Genomic DNA, 18,910 nt, shown 5'->3' with positions numbered 1-18,910 from the left:
AGGCGACGCCGCCCGGTTCGGGCACGAACAGCGAGACCGGAAACGGCACCCCTGCGCCAATTGCCTTCCGATGGCGCCTAGTTGGTATGGACATGACCGCCAGGCCACTCCTATGCTCCGCCTGAACTCATCGTGAGAGCGCTCTCATCACCCTGTTCCTCCCCACCCCGATGGAACGACAGAAAGGGCACTGCCATGAGACACAGAACCGGAGCCCGCATCGCCATCTCGTCCTTGCTCCTGGTCGGCGCCTGGGCAAGCGCCTCGCTCACCTCCACCGCGGGCGCCGCCCCCGCACCCAGCGCTCCCCCGGCCTCCGCGGGCATGCTCACCGCCCTGCAGAACGACTTCGGGCTCACCGCGAGCCAGGCACGCGAACGCCTCGCCTCCGAGAAGACCGCGATACGCGTCGACCGCGCGGCACAGCGGGCCGCCGGTTCGGCATACGCCGGATCCTGGTACGACGCGGACACCGAAAAGCTGACCGTCGCCACCACCAGCGCGGGCAGGACCGACGCTCTGCGCGCGACCGGCGCCACCGTCCGCGTGGTCCGCCACAGCGCGAAGGAACTCGACGCCGCGAAAGCACGCATCGACGCACTGTCCGCGCCCAAGGGCGTCAGCAGCTGGCATGTGGCACCGCGAAGCAACAAGATCGTGGTGAACGTCGTCGCCGCTCAGAAGGACGACAACGATGTCCAACGCTTCGTCGAACGCGCCCGGCAGTCGGGCCCCGTACAGGTCGAGACGGTCGCCAAGGCGCCGGGCACCTTCGCCGCGGGGACCGTGGGCGGTGACCCGTACTACACCGGCAACGTCCGCTGTTCCATCGGCTTCTCGGTGCACGGCGGGTTCGTCACCGCGGGCCACTGCGGGCAGGCGGGAGCCGCGGTGCGCGGCTGGGACAATTCGAACATCGGCAACTTCCAGGGTTCCTCGTTCCCCGACAACGACTACGCGTACGTCAGCGTGGGCAACGGCTGGTGGACCGTCCCGGTGGTGCTCGGCTGGGGCACCGTCTCCGACCAGCTCGTCCGCGGTTCGGCGGAGGCGCCGATCGGGGCCTCGATCTGCCGCTCCGGTTCCACCACGCACTGGCACTGCGGCAACGTGCTCGCCAAGAACGAGACCGTGAACTACAGCCAGGGCGCCGTCCACCAGATGACCAAGACCAGCGTGTGCGCCGAAGGAGGCGACTCCGGCGGCTCGTTCATCAGCGGTGACCAGGCCCAGGGCGTCACCTCCGGCGGCTGGGGCAACTGCAGCAGCGGCGGTGAGACCTGGTACCAGCCGATCAACGAGATCCTGAACCGGTACGGCCTCACCCTGCACACCGCCTGACGGCGAGACGGCTGACCGCGCCGGACCCGCGGGAGGGTCCGGCGCGTACGCCGCTGCGGTGAGTCCTGGCGGCTGGATGGCCCCAACCGGGTTCACCCCGGGCACCGGGGAGGAAGGACTGCGGCTGCCACTGCCAGGAACGACTGGTCCCGGAACCGCGCGTTCGGGGACGAACGGAGAACCGCGATGACAGCTAGGGCCTCTCGTGTGGATCAGGCCGGAGCAGGGAGCGGGGGCCGGTGCGTGCGGCCGCACGGCGGAGGGGGGCGTGGGCACGGAGCGAATGGGGCCTCCCCTGGTCGAGCGAAAGCCGAGAGCTTGGGGAAAACCGAGAGCCTGGGGAAAACCGAGAGCTTGGGGAAACCCGACGTCAACGCCGCAGATGTGCGTGCCAGCCCCCGCGAGCCCGGCCTGATCCACACGAGAGGCCCTGGGTCCGCCGGGGCTCGGCGCCGCATCCGCATCGGCACAAGACTTCTTGCCACGGTCGCCGTGGGCGCGCTCACCATGGGTGCCGCCCAGGGGAGCGCACCGGCGGACGACAGCGCCCCGCAGCGCGACCGGTCGCCCTTCACCGGCCTGAGCGCCCATCAGGGCCCGGTACTCGCGGTCAAGTTCGACAACGCGCGCGGGGCCCGCCCGCACACGGGTCTCGCCCAGGCCGACATCGTGTACGTGGAGAAGGTCGAGGGCGGCATGAGCAGGCTCATGGGGGTGTACTCAAGCCGGCTGCCGCGCTACGTGGGGCCGGTGCGCAGCGCCCGTGAGTCCGACGTCGAGCTCCTGAGGCAGTTCGGCCGCCCCGCGCTCGCCTACTCGGGCGTGCGCAGTTCGCTGAACAAGATGCTCACGCGTTCACCGCTGTACGCCCGCTCGCACGGCCGGGTGCCGGGCGCCTACTTCCGCAGCGACAGCCGCCCCGCCCCGCACAATCTCTTCGTCCGCCCCAAGTCCGTGCTGCGCTCGGCCCCGAGGGCCGACCACCCCACCGACATCGGCTTCCGCTTCGGCCGGGCGCCGGCAGGCGGCTCCGCCGCCACGACGCGGACCGTCCGCTACGCGTCGGCAAGTCACACCTTCCGCTGGTCGCCTCAGCAGCGCCGCTGGCTCGCGTTCTTCGACGGGGCGCCGGCCCGCAGCACCTCGGGGTCGCAGCTCGGCGCGAAGACCATCGTGATCCAGCACGTGAACATGCCTCCGTCGCGCTACAAGGACGTCAACGGCGCGGCGACCCCGTACATCAAGACGGTCGGCAGCGGCAGGGCGACCGTCCTGCGGGGCGGCAAGGCGTACAAGACCCATTGGAAGCGGTCGAGCGCCACGAGCGGCACGTCCTTCACGCTCTCCAACGGCCGGCGGATGCCCTTCGCTCCCGGTCAGGTCTGGATGGTCTACGCGGAGCGCTGAGCCCACCGTCGGTAAGCCGCCCCGAGCAGGCGTCAGCCCGGTGACCGTGATCGGCCACCGGGCTGACGGGGTCACTGCTCGTGGAGCGTCGACGCGTCAGGGGCTCAGCCGCGTACGGACTCGAGCTCCCGGTCCTGGTCCTGGTCCTCCTGGCGTGCCGTGGGGAAGTCACCGAGCTGCTTGTGCAGCTTCTCGCCCTCCACGTCGACGTTCGGCAGCAGCCAGTTCAGCCACTTCGGCAGCCACCACGCCGCCTTGCCCAGGAGGGCGAGCACAGCGGGGACGATGGCCATACGGACGACGAAGGCGTCGAAGAGGACCGCGATGGCCAGGCCGAAGCCCATCATCTTGATCATGTCGTCGTTCTCCATGATGAAGCCGGAGAAGACGCTGATCATGATGACCGCCGCGGCGGCCACGACCCGTCCGCCGTGCGTGAAGCCGGTGACGACGGCCTCGCCGGGACGCGCACCGTGGACGTACGCCTCACGCATGCGCGTCACGAGGAAGACCTCGTAGTCCATGGCGAGACCGAAGACCACGCCGATCATGAAGATCGGCATCATGCTCATGATCGGGCCCGGTTGGTCCACACCGACGATGTCGGCGAGCCAGCCCCACTGGAAGACGGCGACGACGGCGCCGAGCGCGGCGGCCACCGACAGGAGGAAGCCGAGCGCCGCCTTGAGCGGTACGAGGACCGAGCGGAAGACCAGCATCAGGAGCAGGAAGGCCAGGCCGACGACGAGTCCGAGGTAGGGCAGGAGCGCGTCGTCCAGGGTCTGCGAGAAGTCGATGGTCATGGCGGTCGCGCCGGTGACCAGGACCTCGGAGCCCGTCTTGTCCCCGAGGCCGTCGACCGTCGAGCGGATCGTCTTGACGACCTCTTCGGTCTTGTGGTCGCTGGGGCCGGTCTTCGGTACGACGTTGAAGATCGCGGTGTCGTCGGACTTGTTGCCGTTCGCCGGCGTGACGGCGGCAACGCCGTCGATCTTGGCGACCTCCTTGCCGACGGTACCGGCCGCGGCGGCCGCACCCTTGTCCTTGCCCGTGTCGACGGTGACCATCAGCGGGCCGTTGAAGCCGGCGCCGAAGGACTCGGACAGCATGTCGTACGCCTTGCGCTGCGTGGTGTCGGGCGCGGACGTGCCCTCGTCGGGCAGGCCGAGCTCCAGGCTGGTCGCCGGTACGGCGACCACGCCGAGGCCCACCACGGCGAGCAGAAGCACCGGGACCGGGCGGCGCAGTACGAAGCGTGCCCAGCGTGTGCCCAGCTTCGGCTTGGCGTTCTCGTCCCGCAGCTCGCTCACGGGCTTCTTGCGGTCCTTGCGGCGCAGCACCTTCTTGCCCGCGAAGCCCAGCAGCGCGGGGATCATGGTGAGTGCGATGAGCACGGCTATGGCGACCGTACCGGCCGCGGCCAGGCCCATCTTGGTGAGGATCGGGATGTTGACGATCGCGAGACCGGAGAGCGCCACGATGACGGTGAGTCCGGCGAACACCACGGCGGATCCCGCGGTGCCGGTGGCACGGCCCGCCGCCTCCTCCGGTTCCCGGCCGTCCGCGATCTCCGCTCGGAAGCGGGAGACGATGAAGAGGGCGTAGTCGATGCCGACGGCGAGGCCGATCATCATGGCGAGCGTCGAGGTCGTGCCGGACAGGTCGAGGACGCTGCCGAGGGCCGCGATGCCCGAGACGCCGATGCCCACGCCGATGATGGCGGTGAGGAGCGGCATGCCCGCGGCGACCATCGAGCCGAAGGTGATGATCAGGACGACCGCGGAGACCGCGATGCCGATGAGTTCGGCGGATCCGCCCATCTCCTGCTCGGCCATGACGGCGTCGCCGCCGGTCTCGACGGTGAAGCCGTCCTTGCGGGTGTCGTCGGTGGCCTCGGTCAGCGCGTCACGCGCCTTGTCGGTCAGCTCGGTGGCGGCCACCTTGTATGTGACGGACGCGTACGCGGTGGTGCCGTCCTTGCTGACGGCGTTGGCCTTGAAGGGGTCGGCGACCTCCGAGACCTGCGGACCGGCGCCCAGGGTCTTGACCAGCTTCTCGACGTCGGCCTTGGGGCCGGTCTCGGTCAGCTTCTCGCCCTCGGGGGCGCGGATGACGACACGGGCCGTGGCGCCCTCGGCGCTGGCCGCGGGGAACTTCTCGTCGAGGAGGTCGAAGGCCTTCTGGGACTCCGTCCCCGGCATGGAGAAGGAGTCTTCGGGCGGTGCGGGTGCCGCGCTCGCGGAGAAGCCGACGCCGGCGAGCAGCACCACCCACATCAGTGCTACATAGCGGCGTCGCCGGAAGGCGAGGCGGCCCAGTTTGTAGAGGAACGTAGCCACGGCGAAAGGGGCTCCCGTCGAGTTTGGCAGGCAGGGTGACACCCCCCGCGGCACGATCAGCGCACGTCAGGGCGGTCAGCAGGTTTCCTCTTAATAGTCCAGGGCTCGAACGGCCCGGAAGTCAGACTCAGAGTCGGACTCTGCGCCCACGGGCGCTGTAGTGCCGCGCACGCCAGGTCATCCTCGGGTAGGAGATGTGGTCAGAGTGTGTAGACCCCACATCACACCCTTGATCACCGGAGGCTTCACCTCCGTACCGTGGGACACCTGTTCACCCCGCAACAACTCGCCCTCATAACACCGCAATAGGAGAGATAAGGTGTCGAGTCAGCTCTCAGATACTTGTCATCACCATCCAGGAGAACCTTCGTGACTCTTGCCATCGCGCCGTCTGAAGCCGCCGACTCCTCCGACGACCCCTCGGTGGACGCCCCTGCGGCCGTCCCGTCGGACGACCCCGCGGCGGTCCTGTCGGACGACTCCGCCGCGGACCCGTCGGACGACTCCGCCGCGATCCCGTCGGACGGCGCGCCCGAGGCGGTGGCCCAAGACGCCCGTGATTTCGGAGCCTACGCACGGACCGGCGGCTGGACCTTCGCTCTGAAGGTGGCGCGCAGTGTGCGCCCCGGCGGGATGGGCGCCGACGAGACGCCGAAGGTCTCGGCGAAGGAGTTCAGCGATCTCGCCGACTGCTCCGCCGAGCGCGTCATGCGCTACTACAAAGCCTGGGACAAGGCCGCTGACGACGGTCTCGTACCCCACTTCGAGGCGCTCACGCCCGGCGAGGACATCGAACTTCCGGACTCCGACGCCTGGTTGATCTACTACACCTCCCGCTCCAGCGCTCTCTCCCCGCGCGGCACCGCGATCACGGAGGCCGCCGAGGCCGAGGGCATCCGCCCCACCAAGGCCCTGGAGGTCGCCGAGAACCCCACCGCGCTGCGGGCCGCGATCCTCGCCGACCCCGGGACCGCCGAGGCGGCGCGGCGCGCGCTGATGGACCGGCTCGGCGAGGACCCGGCGCTGCGCACCGAGCTCGTCCGCGACATCGTCCGGGCCGACGACCTCAAGAAGGCCGTCGCCGCCGAGGCGAAGGCGGGCGACCGCGTCGACTACGTACGCCAGATCGTCGACAAGGGGCAGGTCAAGACGCCTGCGGGCCAGCTGATCGACGCGCCCGCGGAGCTCAAGGAGGAGGCCGAGCGCCACCTGTCCCTCATCGACGAGCTCGACGAGGGCGAGGACTCTGGCGAGTGGGCCCGCGAGGCGTACGACACCGTGAAGGACCTGGTCGCCCAGACCGTCCAGAGCGACCCGCAGCTGAGGGTGCAGGAGCGCCGCGCGAAGTTCTACAGCAGCCTGCAGAAGGCGACGAAGGTCTTCGAGGAGCTGACCTTCGACGACGCCGAGGTCGACGACATCTACGAGGACGACATGCTGCGACGCCTCGAGGAACTGCAGCAATCGATCGCCGCGTGCATCACGGCGCTGCAGACGGCGACGGCGGGCGCCGCCGATTCCGCTGCCGCCGATCCCGCTGCCGCCGAGGAAAGCAGCTAGAGGAGACCGGCTGACCGCCGCCGGTCCCCCGCCCTCCCCGTACGTCCCGATGATGACCATGGCCCCGCCCGTACCCCTTGAGTCGTACGGCATGACCCATACGCGGAGGGATTCGCCGGACCCCGCCTCGCTCGTAGCTTCTTGATCAACGTACGAAGACCGACGTACGGAGTTGATCGAGGGGTCATGGAGCTATGCACGGCAAGGCATTCGCGCCTGAATATCAAGGCGAGTTGGGTTCGGCACTCGGGGTGAACTCCTCCTACGAGGAGGTACTGACGCAGGCGGGCCGCGCCCTCGCCGAGGCGGACACCGCGCTGGAGAGGTCGCGTGCCGCACTGGCCCTGGCCGAGGCCAACCGGCGGCTCGGCCAGGTGGACGACGCGGGCGACGCCTGGCGGCAGAGCTACCGCAGCGCACGCGCCGCGGGGGAAGCGGGCGCCATGGCCTGGGCTCTGTGGAGCGGCGGTACGCTCGCCCGCCAGTGCGGCCGGCTGCGGCTCGCCCGGCGGCTTCTGACCTGGGGAGTCGCGCTGGCCGCCGACAGCGGGGAGCGCCTCGCGCACGGCTACGCGCTCGCCGGGCTCGCCGAGACCGGACGCATCCAGGGGGACTACGCGGCGGTGGCGGCGCTCCACGAGCAACTGCTCGAACAGGGCCGGAAGCACGGCGAGGCGCGGCACATGGTGTGGGCGATGTCCGGCATCGCCCAGATGCGGCGGAACACCGGCGACTACACCGAGGCGCTCCAGCTGTTCGAGGAGTGCGTCCGGATCGCGGGCGACGCACAGGACGCGCGGGGGCGCGCCTGGTCGCTGCGCGGGGTCGCCGACGTCCTCTCGCTGCGGGGCGAGGCGGAGCGCGCGCTCACTCTGCTCTCGGAGGCGGAGGTCATCTGCCGGACCATGGATCTGGCCGGCGCACTCGCGTACAACCACAAGATGCGCGGCAACGTCCTTTACCGGGACGGGAGTTACGACGCGGCACGCGAGATGTACGCCATTGCCCTGGAGGAATTCAGCGCCATGCGCGAGCCGCGTGGCGTGGCCCTGTCCCGGCTCGGCCTGGTCAAGTCCCGTGCCAGGCTCGGCCGCGACCGGAGCGAGACGCTGACCGAGCTCGCCGAGCTGGAAAGGGACTTCGCGCGCATCGGCCTGCGGCAGGCACGGGACGGGGCCATCGCCTTCAGGAACGAGCTGGCCCCGGAGCCGAGCATGACGTGACGTGGGGCGTCACCCGGCAGGCGTGATGCGGATGCCCACCGTGCTGCTCGCGCCGCGCCGGAGCTTGCTGCCGAGCAGGGTGAGGCGGCCGACCAGGCCGTACTTGCGCGCGATGAGGGTGCGGTAGCGCGCCGTCACCTTGGGGTCGCAGATCTCGGCGGTGGCGGGGATCTGCTCGCCGGTCGGGTTGCCCCGCAGGTCGCAGGGGCCGATCAGGACGTCGGCGCGGTTGCGGATCCGCTTGACCTTCCAGGAGTCCGTGGCCGTCCAGGCACCCAGCGCGGCGCCGTCCTCGACGACCCAGACGGGGGTCGGCACCGGGGTGCCGTTCTTGCGGTAGCTGGTGACCAGCAGGTACTTACCGGCGCCGAGTCGCGTCTGTGCTACCTCGTCCACGTGCCGCTCCAGACCTCTTGTCGCCTCAGACTGTCGCCTCAGACTCAGGCTCAGTCAGCCTGTGGGGCGGATGCTACTAGCGATCAGGTTCGCCGCACGATCAAGCGTGCCTCCGGGGCCCGGACGGATCAGGGCCCCGGAGGTGTGAGCTGCGCGACGGTCAGGCGCCCCACGTGCCCTGGTTGACGGCGCAGTTCCAGCCGTTGCCGTGGACCTTGAACTTGACCTTGTAGGACCTGGTGTTCAGCAGGCGCGTCTTGACCCTGACCCCGAGGCTGGCCTTGCCCTTCAGGCTCTTGTCGTAGACGGAGACGGTCTTCGAGGTCTTGTGCGAGACCTTGCCGCCCTTCGCCTTCGCCGTGCCGAAGCGCACGTTCTTCACGTTGGTGACGGTGAAGGTGACCTTCTTGAAGCTCTTGGTGCTCTTGTTCTTGAGGCCGAAGTACAGGCCGTCGCCCTTCACCCAGCCACCCGCGCCGATGTAGAACCGGGACGTGTAGACGATGTCGATCGGGCAGCCGGAGCTCTGCGCCGAGGCAGCCGACGCCTTGGGCGCCTTCGGTGCGTCCGCTGCGGACGCGGATCCGGCCAGGCCGAGCTGAGCGGCGGTGAGAGCCCCCGCCGTGGCCAGTACCGCGGCGGTCGTACGTGCGTGGTTCATCAGACTGTCGCCTTTCCCCCTGTGGCCCTCGCGGGCCCAACTTTCGAAACGGTGCGATGCGTTCGCACAGGTCCGTCTTCGTCGCTGTGCCGCCCGTATTTTTAGCAGGCGGAGGGACATGAGGGGACATCAGTTGCCTGAGTGCACAGCACCGTGACAAAAGCCGGACAATCGCCCAGTAGACCGGAATTAGGACTTCCGCCCGCTCACATCGGCGGTGGCGCGGGGGCGGAGCCCAGCGTGGTCGTGCCCGGGGTCGCCCGGTGGGCGAGGCCGGTGCGGTAGACATCCAGGGCGGCCTCCGTCCGGCCCGTGCGCCGGAGCAGATCACCGAGGAGGCAGCACAGTGCGGCCACGTCCCCTGCCGCGCCCGCGCGTTCGAGCAGCGGCAGTCCGGCGCGGTAGTGCTCCTCAGCCGCGGCGGTGTCACCGCACTCCTCCGCGATGAGGCCGAGCAGCCGGTGCGCGGCACCCACGTGCACCGCGCCGCGTCCGGACCTGAGGACCGGGGTCCGCGCGGTCTCCGCGGGTTCTCTGTCTCCTGTCAGCAGCGGCCTCAGCAGCGCCTCGGCCTCTTGGACCTTGCCTCGTCGGCGCAGCACGTCCGCGAGTTCCACCTCGACCTGGTCGGCGTAGAGCGCGGCCCGCTTGGCGGTGAGCATGTCGTGTGCGGTGCGCAGTTCGCTCTCGGCGCGTTCCAGGTCGCCGTCCTGGGCGTGCACATAGCCGCGCATCCAGTGGCAGTGGGCGAGTTCGGTGCGGATGTGCAGCTGCTGATAGAGGCCTTGGGCTCTGGCAAGGGATGCGTCGGCCTCGGCGATACGGCCCTGGGCGATGAGCGTACGGGCCACCCCGCGATGCATCCCGGCGAGCAGCGCCGGATCGTCCACACGCGGCGAGAGCGCGAGGGCGAGTTCGGCGGCGTGTGCGGCGCGCTCGTGTGCGCCCATGTCCATGTACGGAGCGATGGACGCCGAATAGAGGAGGAGCAGCGCGTCGGGGTCGTGCAGGCCGGAGGCGTTGAGCTGATCGAGAGCGGTCTCCAACAGATGACAGGCATAACGGAGTTCACCCGTGAGCCGGTGGGCGTTGGCACGGCCACGGATCGCGGGAACGCGGCGGGGCAACGGCTCATCGGCGAGCAGCCGCTCCACGGAGGTGAAGCACTCGTGCGCGTCGTCGAGATCGCCGGATTCGAGGAGGCACTCACCGAGACCGAGGAGCGCGGCGGCCCGCTCCTCGGGCAGCGCGTGCTCGACGGCCTCGCCGCACACGGCACGGAAGAGCGCGGCAGCGTCCTTCGGAGTTCCGGTGGCGAGGGCGCGTCGCGCGTCGGTCAGACGCAGCCGCAGTTCGGCGGCGAGGCGGGCGGGGCGACCCGTCGCGAGCTCCTCGGGAGTGACGCCGAGACGCTCCGCCAAGTACCGCAGGGCCGCTTCGGAGGGCCTCGCCTTGCCGGACTCCACCGTGGAGACGTATGCGGGTGTGTACGCGGGGCGGGCCAACTGCTTCTGAGTCAGGCCGAGTTCCGTACGCAGCCGCAGGACACGGCGCCCGATCTCGGCGGCCTCGTCGAGCCGCACTCCTCCTCCAGGTCGCCCTGGCCCGCCAAGTCCACTCTCCGTCATCTCTTCGTCGCCCTCTCCGAATGCGAGCCGATCCCATCCAGGCCTGGAACACGTGGACTTGGAACGGCGTGGCGCGAACTCACCATTCCCAGCCTCACCTTGCGCCTCGGGCATTGCCTGCCTTCCCGACACCCCCTACATTGAACCGCGCCTTAAGCTCCCTTAACCCCCCACTTACGTCGCGGACTTGCCGACCGTCAGGTCCGCGCAGATCCCCGGGAGATCTTCCATGCGTAGACACGCGTCCCACATATCCCGCATATCCCGCAAGCGTCTCGCCGTGGCCGCAGGTGTCGCCCTGGCGGCAGCGCTCGCCGCCACCGCGCCGGTCGCCGCGGACCAGGGCAAGGACGGCGGCGCCGATTCCGCCGACCCCGTCGAGGTCGAGTACTTCAACGGCCCGGACAGCCACCCGCGCCACACCCAGGTCCCCGCCTCCGCCCCGCTCGACAGGAAGCAGCAGGCCACGATCAAGGACGACGGTGACGTCCTGCCGATCGTGGAGGCCGGACCGAGCGACACCAAGGTCGACGTCGTCTTCATCGGCGACGGCTACACCGCGGCCCAGCAGGAGGACTTCCACGCCGACGTGCGCACCAAGTGGAAGGAGATGGCCGCCGTCGAGCCGTACGCCGAGTACGAGGACCTCTTCAACGTCTGGGCCGTCGACGCCCACTCGCAGCAGTCCGGTGTCTCGGGCGACCCGACGAGCGACGTCCGCAAGAACACCGCCCTGGACTCGGCGTTCTTCTGCGACGACATCGAGCGGCTGCTGTGCGTCGACACCAACAAGGTCGAGGCGTACGCCAGCAAGGCCGCCGACCCCGACCTCGTCATCGTGCTCAGCAACTCCACCAAGTACGGCGGCGCCGGCTACAACGCCATCACCTCGCCCTCCGGGTACGACGGCATAGGCACCGCCTCCTCCGACCACCCCGACTCCGATCAGGTCGCCGTCCACGAGACAGGTCACTCGCTCGGCAAGCTCGCCGACGAGTACTGGTACGACGACAGCAGCTACACCGGCCCCGAGCCCGGCGAGCCCAATCTCACCAAGCTCAGCGCCGACGAGATGGCCGCGCGGAAGACGAAGTGGCACAACTGGCTCGGCCAGGAATCACCCGACGGCGGCAAGGTCGGCGCGTACGAGGGCGGCGGCTACCACGGGCGCGGCGTCAACCGCCCCACCGAGGACTCGATCATGCGCACGCTGGGCCGCGAGTTCAATCTCCCCGGACGCGAGGCGATGATCGCGGGCTTCCACAAGCACGCGCCCGTCCTCACCGGTGTCACACCCACCGACCGGCAGCTGCGCGGCACCGAGCGGATGCGCGTCGAGGCGTCCTCCCACGCACGGGTGCGCTGGTACGTCGACGGCCGCGAGGCACGGCAGGCGCGGGGCGAGAGCAGCGTGACCCCCGGCTCGCTCGGGGTACCCGCCGACGGCCAGGCGCACACCGTCACGGCACGCGCCACCGACCCGACCGACGCGGTCCGCGCCCCGGAACCACTAAGGCTCCTGACCGGCTCGCTCAGCTGGCAGGTCATGCGCTGACAGGCCGCAGCGGTCACCCAGCGGTCACCAGGGGATACTTCGGCCATGACCACGCATGCGACGCAGTCGCCGGAGGCGGCGGCACCTACGGCACCCGTCCCGGGATGGGTGCTGCGGGCCGCCGAGTTCACCGACCTCGAACCCATGGTCGAGCTGCGTGCGATCGTGATGCGACCGGATCTTGAGCGGCTCGGCCGGTTCGACGAGGTTCGGGTTCGCCAGAGACTGCGGGACGCGTTCACTCCCCGGCACACCTCGATCGTCGTCGCCGACGGCGCCTTCGCGGGCTGCGTGGCCCTGCGACCGGACGAGGACGCGCAGTGGCTCGAACACTTCTACCTCGCCCCGGCCCTCCACGGTCGCGGCCTCGGTTCGGCCGTGCTGCGCGAGCTGCTCGACCGGACCGACGCCGAGGGCGCCGACGTCCGCCTGAACGTCCTGCGGGGCAGCGCGGCCCGGCGCCTCTACGAGCGGCACGGTTTCAGCGTCGAGAGCGAAGACCCGGTCGACGTCTTCATGGTGCGCCGACCGGGCTGACTCAGCGGCGGCAGGGAGGCGAGCGCCAGGGGCGCCCGACAGAGGCGCCCGACAGAGGCGCCCGGCAGAGGCGCCCGGCAGGGAAGAATTGGCCCAGGCTTCCGATGCGTAAATGGTCCACAGGCTCGACCATTTGGCTGGCTAGCCTCCCCTCATCAGTGAAGAGACGGCCCAGCGGCCGCCTGCCCGGGGGAGCCTTGTGCCGATTCAGATCCTGCCGCCGACCGGAGCGCCACGCGTGCTCGCCGCCGCCCAGCTGAGCAATTCGCTCGGCGACGGCGCCTACTACGTGACATCGGCCCTGTACTTCACCCGGGTCGTCGGCCTCTCCCCCACGCAGATCGGGCTGGCCCTCACGGCTGCCTGGGCCATCGGTTCCGTGACGGGTGTACCGCTGGGCGCGCTGGCCGATCGCAAGGGGCCGCGCGGCACGGCGGTGCTGCTCGCCCTGGTCACCAGCGCGTCGGTCGCCTCCTTCCTGTTCATCCGCTCCTTCGTCCCGTTCCTCCTCGCGGCCTGCCTGTACGCCGTCGCCCAGTGCGCTCTCGCCGCGGCACGGCAGGCGCTGCTCGCGGGTCTGGTGACCCCCGCGGCGCGTACCGGCGTACTGGCCCACCTCCAGTCCACGCTCAACGCCGGTCTCGCCGTCGGTGCCGCGCTCGGTGGCCTTGCCCTGCGGCACGACACGCGCGGCGCGTACCTGGCGGTCTTCGCGCTGGACGCGGCCAGCTTCCTGCTCTGCGCACTCGTACTGCTCCGGCTGCCCGCGGTGCCGCGGACCGCGGCCCGCGAGCAGGGCGAGCCACGCCTGGCCGTGCTCCACGACCGTCCGTACTCCGTCATCACCGCGCTCAACGCGATCCTGCTGCTGCGAATGCCGCTGCTGAGCCTCGCGATTCCGCTGTGGGTGGTGGACCGGACGGACGCGCCGAGCTGGCTGGTCTCGGCGCTCTTCGTCCTCAACACCCTTGCGGTGATGGCCTTCCAGGTCCGTATGGCCCGTGGCGTCAGCGGACCGCGCACGGCCACGCGCGCGGTGCGGCACTCCGGTCTCGTCATGCTCGCCTCGTGCGTGGTCTTCGCGTTCTCCGCCACGGGGCCTCCGGTGTGGGCGACCGTGGCGATCCTGGTGGCGGGTGCGGTGCTCCAGGTCATCGCGGAGATGCAGCAGTCCGCGGGCTCCTGGCAGATCAGCTTCGACCTGGCACCCGCGCACCAAGTGGGCCAGTACCAGGGGTTCTTCGGCACCGGAGTCCCCGTATCCCGTACCCTCGGCCCGCTCCTGCTGACCTCGCTCCTGGTGGTGTGGGGCGTACCCGGCTGGCTGCTCCTCGGCGGGATCTTCCTCGTCGCGGGCCTCGCGATGGGTCCCGCGGTGCGGTGGGCGGAGCGCGCGCGGGCCGAGGCCGGGGCCGGGGCTGCGGAGGGTATATTCACCGGCCGACTACCGGCAGGCTGAGGAGTGGGTTCCGCGCACATGAGCGATGTCGCCGAGATCGATGAGGCAATGGTCCGCTGCCTGCTCCATGAGCAGCATCCGGACCTCGCGGACCTTGTCCTCCACGGCACGGTCACCGGCTGGGACAACCAACTCTGGCGCCTGGGCGATGATTTGGCCGTACGACTGCCGTGCACGGAACGCGCTCCGGATCTCCTGCGCAAAGAGCACCACTGGCTCCCCGCTCTGGCCCCGCGCCTTCCGCTCCCGGTGCCGACACCCCTGCGGATCAGCGCACCGTCCGCGCGCTTCCCGAAGCCCTGGACCATCGCCACCTGGGTCCACGGCGAACCGCTCGACCGCGCCACGATCAGCAGGGCCGACCACGCCGCCGACGCCTTGGCGGAGTTCCTCAGGGCGCTCCACGTGGACGCGCCCGCCGACGCACCGGCCAATCCCTTGCGGGGCGTTCCCCTCAGCACTTTCGCGCACGAGTTCACGCAGGGCTTCAAGTCCGTCGCCTCCACCGTCGATTTCACCGGTGCCCCCGACATCTGGGAGGACGCGCTCTCAGCCCCCGGCCCGGCGGGTCCGCCCCTCTGGCTGCACGGTGACCTTCATCCCGCGAACGTCGTCGTATCCGACGGCACGCTGTCCGGAGTGATCGACTTCGGTGAACTCTGCGCGGGCGACCCGGCGACCGACCTCTCGGCCGCGTGGCTGCTGCTCCCCGCGGGCGCGGCGGCACGGTTCTTCGACACGTACGCCCGCGCCGACGAGGCCACCATCCGACGCGCCCGGGGCTGGGCGCTGTACCGGGCCGTCGGGCTCGTCCACATCGGCCAGGCGGGGGAGCAGGGTCTCCCCGGCGGGAAGCCCACCTGGGGAGTCGCGGGCCGGGCAGCGCTCGCTCGTGTGCTGGCGGACAGCTGACGGCTGGCACCTGACGGCGCGCGTCTCACGTACCCACCCGCGTCGTGCGGAAGCGTGCGGCGTACGCGGACGGCGTCGTCCCCAGATGCCGGGCGAAGGCCCTGCGCAGCGTCTCGTCACTGCCCAGGCCACTGCGCAGGGCCGCGTCGGTGACGCTCGCGCCGCTTTCGAGGAGCATGCGGGCCGCCTCGAGCCTGAGGGACTCCACGTACGCGGCCGGGCTGGTGCCGAGCTGCCGCGAGAAGAGGCGGGTCAGATGCCGGGGGCTCACGGCGGCCCGCCCGGCCAGGGTCGCGAGGCGGTGGTCGGCCGCCGGGTCGGCGGCGATGGCGTCGAGGAGCGGGCGCAGCACCGGATGGCTGGTCGCCGGGGTGCGTGAGGCGGCGGAGAACTGGGACTGGCCGCCGGGCCGCTGCAGGAAGACCACGAGGTCCCGGGCGACCCGCCGCGCGGCGTCGGGGCCGTGGTCCTGCTCCACGAGAGCCAGGCAGACGTCGATACCGGCCGTGACCCCGGCCGAGGTGAGGACGGGCCCGTCCTGGACGTAGATGGCATCCGAGGTGACGGTGGTGTCGGGGTGGAGCCGGGCCAGCTTCGCCGCGTGCTCCCAGTGCGTGGTCGCCCTGCGCCCGCGCAGGAGTCCCGCCGCGGCCAGGGCGAAGGCACCGGTGCACACGGCGGTCACCCGCCCGGCCCCGCCCGCCAGTCGGGCCACGAGCTCGACCAGCTCGGGCCGTTCGGCGAAGGTGACGAGTTCGGCGTGGCCGGGAACTACGAGCGTGTCCGCGGCGCCCACGTCGTCCGCCGGCAGGTCGGCCGCGATCCGCAGTCCGGTGGAGGTCCTGACGTCCTGCCCGTCGGGGGTGCAGACCCGCACGGTGTAACCGCCGCCGGTGTACCGGGCCGCGGTGGCGAAGACCTCCAGGGGAGCCGCGACGTCGAGAAGGCGCACGCCGTCGAAGGCCAGTACGTAGACGTGGTGGGGGCGGGGTCCGTCCGGCGGTTCGGGCACGGCTCCACGGTAGCGGCAGAGCGTGTCCAGATGTGTGGGGTACCTGTCCGCAGGGACATCGCCGTCGGACGTGTGCGTCGAGCAGGCTGGTGCCAGCAGCCGACAGAGACCCGCACACCCCCGCCCCCTCCCCCGCCCTCCTCGACGACAGGAGTCACGCCATGACCGTCCACACTTCCTCCGCCGCCGGAGTGTCCGTGCCGGACACCAAGCTGGCCGCCGCGGCCACCGAACTGGTCCGGGACACGACGAGCGAGCTGATCTATCACCACTCCCGCCGTGTCTTCTGGTTCGGCAGCCTGCAGGGCGGCCGGCGCGGGCTGAGCTTCGACCCCGAGCTGCTCTACATCGGCGCGATGTTCCACGACCTGGGCCTGGGCGAGCGGTTCCGGGACAGCGGCCGCCGCTTCGAGGTGGACAGCGCCGAGGAGGCCCGCGACTTCCTGCACGGACACGGCGTACCGGAGGACAGCGTGCGCCGGGTGTGGACCGCCATCGCCCTGCACACGACCCCGGGCATCCCCGAGTTCATGGAGCCGGAGGTCGCCCTGGTCACGGCGGGGGTGGAGTACGACGTCCTGGGCATCGGATACGACGACCTGACCGCCGAAGACCGCGCCGAGATCACCGCGCTGCACCCCCGTCCCGACTTCAAGCGGCGGATCCTGGAGGCATTCACCGAAGGCATCGCCCCCAAGCCGGAGACCACGTTCGGAAACGTGAAGGCCGACGTCCTGGAGCACTTCGTCCCCGGCTACACCCGCGGCGACTTCGTCGAGGTCATCCGGAACTCACCTTGGCAGGAGTAGAGGAGGAGCGGAGGAGCGGAGGGGGAGCCACGGCGCGGCGCCGCCCCGCCCACTCCACTCGTCGGAGTGAGTCCACCTGTCAACTCAGGGTTGACACCCTTTCAACTGTCAACCTAACGTTGACATATGACGCAGCCCCTGCAGCCCACGCAGCCCATCCGTCTCGACGATCTGATCCAGGCCATCAAGAAGGCCCACCCCGAAACGCTCGACCAGCTCTCCGACGCCGTGATCGCCGCCGATCACCTCGGTGATGTCGCCGACCATCTGATCGGCCACTTCGTGGACCAGGCACGCCGCTCGGGCGCCTCGTGGACGGAGATCGGCAAGAGCATGGGGGTCACCCGGCAGGCGGCCCAGAAGCGGTTCGTGGCCAAGGACCCCGGCGAGATGTCCGACCTCGACCCGCGACAGGGCTTCAGCCGGTTCACCACCCGGGCGAAGAACGTCGTCATGGCATCACAGGAGGAGGCCCGCGCGGCGGGCAACGACGAGATCGGTCCCGGCCATCTGACACTCGCCCTGCTGACCGAGCCGGACGCTCTCGCCGCGAAGGCACTGGCAGCACAGGGGAGTTCGCTCGACGCCATCCGCGAGAGCGTCACCGAGGCGCTGCCTCCCGCGGTCGGCGAGGTGCCCGACCTCATCCCGTACGACGCGGGGGCGAAGAAGGTCCTGGAGCTCACTTACCGCGAGGCACTCCGGCTCGGCCACAACTACATCGGAACCGAGCACATCCTGCTCTCACTCCTGGAGGCGGAGGGCGACACGGGCACCCTCGCCCGACTCGGCATCGACAAAGCGGCCGCCGAGACGAACATCATCGAGGCCCTCGAGGCGATCCGCAGCTCCCTCAACCAGGTGTGACGGAACCCCAGTCGGCCGCGCAGCCGCCCGTCCCGGGCTCCCGCCCCGCCGCCGCGCGCGCCCGCGCCGCCTCCCGGACGGCCGCCCGGCGTGATATCGACGACGGGAACCTCCAAGGGCACGGAAGGCGAAGGCGGCTCGGTCGGGGACGGGGACACAGGCGTCATCCTGTCGTGAGCGAGGGACTACGCCAGATTCCCTGTCACGATCTCAGCGCCTGGGCTCACTGCCCGGTTCCACCGCCGACTTCCGAGGGCACATCAGCCGGGGCGATGTCCCCCTCCAGCCTCCGCAGCCGCTCCGAGTCGCAGACGCGCGGGCAGGTGCCGCATGCCTCGGCGGCACGGATCGTGTAGTACAGGCAGCAGCCGAGACGGGTACGGGTCGGGTGCCGCTCGCCGTCGCGGGTCGTCAGGTGGCGGAAGTCGGCGCCGCCCGGGAAGGGGGCGACCGGGCCGGGGAGCAGGGCGTCCACCGCCCGCAGCGCCTCGTCCTCCTGGCCGAGCATGCGCCCCAGGTACCAGATCCCGGAGATGAGATCGTCCCCTGCCATGCCCCACAACACTCGTTGCCTGCGACGGAGTTGAGGGCCCATCGCTGTGAGCAGCGGCCGCATGTGCGCGACGACGACGGCGCGGAGTTCGACGCGGAGCGCCTCCTCGTCGGGCAGGACCCGGGTTCCGGGGAGCCCGGCCGCCGGGTCGTCCGGGAGGCAGGCGAAGGAGCCGGGGACGACCTCGAAGGTGCCGGTCTCCATGTCGACGCGCACGTCCTGCGGCCGGACCCGCGGCACACGCCGTTCCAGGTACCAGGCGCCGCTCATCAGCAGCGAGACCGACCAGAGGTAGCCGTGCAGGGCGCGGGAGGCGGCGACATCGGGGCGGGGGGTGTGGTCGTGGCCGACGCGGACGCGGGCGGCCTCCGCGTCGACGAATGCTTCCCGGGCATCTTGACGCGACGTCAGTTCGGCACCGGTGAACCACCCGTACCCCGCGACGGAACCGGGTCGCACCACCGTGACGGCGAGCGTCTCACAGTGCGCGGCGAGCCGTTGGTAGGTCGCGGCGAGCAGGTCGGCGGGGATCAGGGCGGTGGCGGTCGGCGCCAGGTCCGGGGCCACGGTCAGCGGCACTGGTACTCCTCGGAAAGCAGGTCCATCGATGGCTCGCCGGTGGATCCGTCCACCGCGAACTAGGTAAGGCTT

General features: G+C 70.6%; 16 protein-coding genes and 1 pseudogene. 11 read left to right on the top strand and 6 right to left on the bottom strand.

Translation table 11 applies throughout. From position 1 onward, the window contains the following. Nucleotides 1–195: 195 nt before the first annotated feature. Nucleotides 196–1,341, top strand: a complete 1,146-nt coding sequence (locus ACFVXC_RS19415; RefSeq protein WP_389906641.1) for a S1 family peptidase — start codon at nt 196–198, stop codon at nt 1,339–1,341. 354 nt (nt 1,342–1,695) lie between these two features. Continuing rightward, nucleotides 1,696–2,748, top strand: a complete 1,053-nt coding sequence (locus tag ACFVXC_RS19410) for a DUF3048 domain-containing protein (RefSeq protein ID WP_389906640.1) — start codon at nt 1,696–1,698, stop codon at nt 2,746–2,748. Nucleotides 2,749–2,852: 104 nt separating this feature from the next. Here the strand turns inward: ACFVXC_RS19410 and ACFVXC_RS19405 are convergent, their stop codons facing one another. Further along, nucleotides 2,853–5,087 carry an MMPL family transporter gene (locus ACFVXC_RS19405; RefSeq protein WP_389906639.1) on the bottom strand — a complete coding sequence of 745 codons (2,235 nt, stop codon included), beginning with the start codon at nt 5,085–5,087 and terminating at the stop codon, nt 2,853–2,855. A 369-nt stretch (nt 5,088–5,456) separates the two neighbouring features. Here ACFVXC_RS19405 and ACFVXC_RS19400 point away from each other — a divergent pair, with 369 nt between their 5' ends. Further along, nucleotides 5,457–6,647, top strand: coding sequence for a hypothetical protein (locus tag ACFVXC_RS19400; RefSeq protein ID WP_389906638.1), 1,191 nt, complete (start codon nt 5,457–5,459; stop codon nt 6,645–6,647). Nucleotides 6,648–6,841: 194 nt separating this feature from the next. Then, on the top strand, nt 6,842–7,870 hold the full coding sequence (locus ACFVXC_RS19395) for a tetratricopeptide repeat protein (RefSeq protein WP_389906637.1): 1,029 nt from the start codon (nt 6,842–6,844) through the stop codon (nt 7,868–7,870). 9 nt (nt 7,871–7,879) lie between these two features. On the opposite strand, the gene ACFVXC_RS19390 is transcribed toward ACFVXC_RS19395, so the two are convergent. The 3 genes from ACFVXC_RS19390 to ACFVXC_RS19380 all read right to left on the bottom strand — a co-directional run bounded on the left by ACFVXC_RS19390 (nt 7,880) and on the right by ACFVXC_RS19380 (nt 10,555). Then, a complete protein-coding gene (locus tag ACFVXC_RS19390; RefSeq protein ID WP_389906636.1) occupies nt 7,880–8,266 on the bottom strand; it encodes a PPOX class F420-dependent oxidoreductase in 387 nt (128 codons plus the stop codon). Nucleotides 8,267–8,426: 160 nt separating this feature from the next. Then, on the bottom strand, nt 8,427–8,927 hold the full coding sequence (locus ACFVXC_RS19385; protein ID WP_389906635.1) for a hypothetical protein: 501 nt from the start codon (nt 8,925–8,927) through the stop codon (nt 8,427–8,429). Nucleotides 8,928–9,133: 206 nt separating this feature from the next. Beyond that, entirely contained in the window at nt 9,134–10,555 is a 1,422-nt protein-coding gene (locus ACFVXC_RS19380; RefSeq protein ID WP_389906634.1) for a helix-turn-helix domain-containing protein, read from the bottom strand. 229 nt (nt 10,556–10,784) lie between these two features. On the opposite strand from ACFVXC_RS19380, the gene ACFVXC_RS19375 reads away from it, so the two are divergent. From ACFVXC_RS19375 to ACFVXC_RS19360, 4 genes are all read left to right on the top strand, one after another. Then, complete coding sequence (locus tag ACFVXC_RS19375; RefSeq protein ID WP_389906633.1) at nt 10,785–12,110, top strand: M64 family metallopeptidase; 1,326 nt, start codon at nt 10,785–10,787, stop codon at nt 12,108–12,110. A gap of 45 nt (nt 12,111–12,155) precedes the next feature. Continuing rightward, nucleotides 12,156–12,647, top strand: a complete 492-nt coding sequence (locus ACFVXC_RS19370) for a GNAT family N-acetyltransferase (protein WP_389906632.1) — start codon at nt 12,156–12,158, stop codon at nt 12,645–12,647. Nucleotides 12,648–12,846: 199 nt separating this feature from the next. Next, a complete protein-coding gene (locus ACFVXC_RS19365; RefSeq protein WP_389906631.1) occupies nt 12,847–14,106 on the top strand; it encodes an MFS transporter in 1,260 nt (419 codons plus the stop codon). Between the two features lie 18 nt (nt 14,107–14,124). Then, nucleotides 14,125–15,018: an aminoglycoside phosphotransferase family protein gene (locus tag ACFVXC_RS19360; RefSeq protein ID WP_389906630.1), complete on the top strand. Its 894-nt coding sequence runs from the start codon at nt 14,125–14,127 to the stop codon at nt 15,016–15,018. 25 nt (nt 15,019–15,043) lie between these two features. Here ACFVXC_RS19360 and ACFVXC_RS19355 read toward each other — a convergent pair whose 3' ends face one another. Further along, on the bottom strand, nt 15,044–16,030 hold the full coding sequence (locus tag ACFVXC_RS19355) for a GlxA family transcriptional regulator (protein WP_389906629.1): 987 nt from the start codon (nt 16,028–16,030) through the stop codon (nt 15,044–15,046). Between the two features lie 161 nt (nt 16,031–16,191). Between ACFVXC_RS19355 and ACFVXC_RS19350 the strand changes: the two genes are divergently transcribed. The 3 genes and pseudogenes from ACFVXC_RS19350 (at nt 16,192) to ACFVXC_RS19340 (ending at nt 17,706) form a co-directional block, all read left to right on the top strand. Continuing rightward, the gene (locus ACFVXC_RS19350) at nt 16,192–16,839 is read left to right on the top strand and encodes an HD domain-containing protein (RefSeq protein WP_389906628.1); all 648 of its coding nucleotides are present in this window, start codon (nt 16,192–16,194) and stop codon (nt 16,837–16,839) included. Nucleotides 16,840–16,965: 126 nt separating this feature from the next. Then, nucleotides 16,966–17,442: pseudogene (locus tag ACFVXC_RS19345) on the top strand (Clp protease N-terminal domain-containing protein); the annotation flags it as partial. 42 nt (nt 17,443–17,484) lie between these two features. After that, the gene (locus ACFVXC_RS19340; protein ID WP_389906931.1) at nt 17,485–17,706 is read left to right on the top strand and encodes a Clp protease N-terminal domain-containing protein; all 222 of its coding nucleotides are present in this window, start codon (nt 17,485–17,487) and stop codon (nt 17,704–17,706) included. Nucleotides 17,707–17,929: 223 nt separating this feature from the next. Here the strand turns inward: ACFVXC_RS19340 and ACFVXC_RS19335 are convergent, their stop codons facing one another. Further along, entirely contained in the window at nt 17,930–18,832 is a 903-nt protein-coding gene (locus ACFVXC_RS19335; RefSeq protein WP_389906929.1) for a (2Fe-2S)-binding protein, read from the bottom strand. Nucleotides 18,833–18,910 lie beyond the last annotated feature (78 nt).

Source organism: Streptomyces sp. NPDC058257 (assembly GCF_042881845.1).
GTDB lineage: Bacteria > Actinomycetota > Actinomycetes > Streptomycetales > Streptomycetaceae > Streptomyces.
This window is presented reverse-complemented; position numbering and strand designations above follow the sequence as displayed.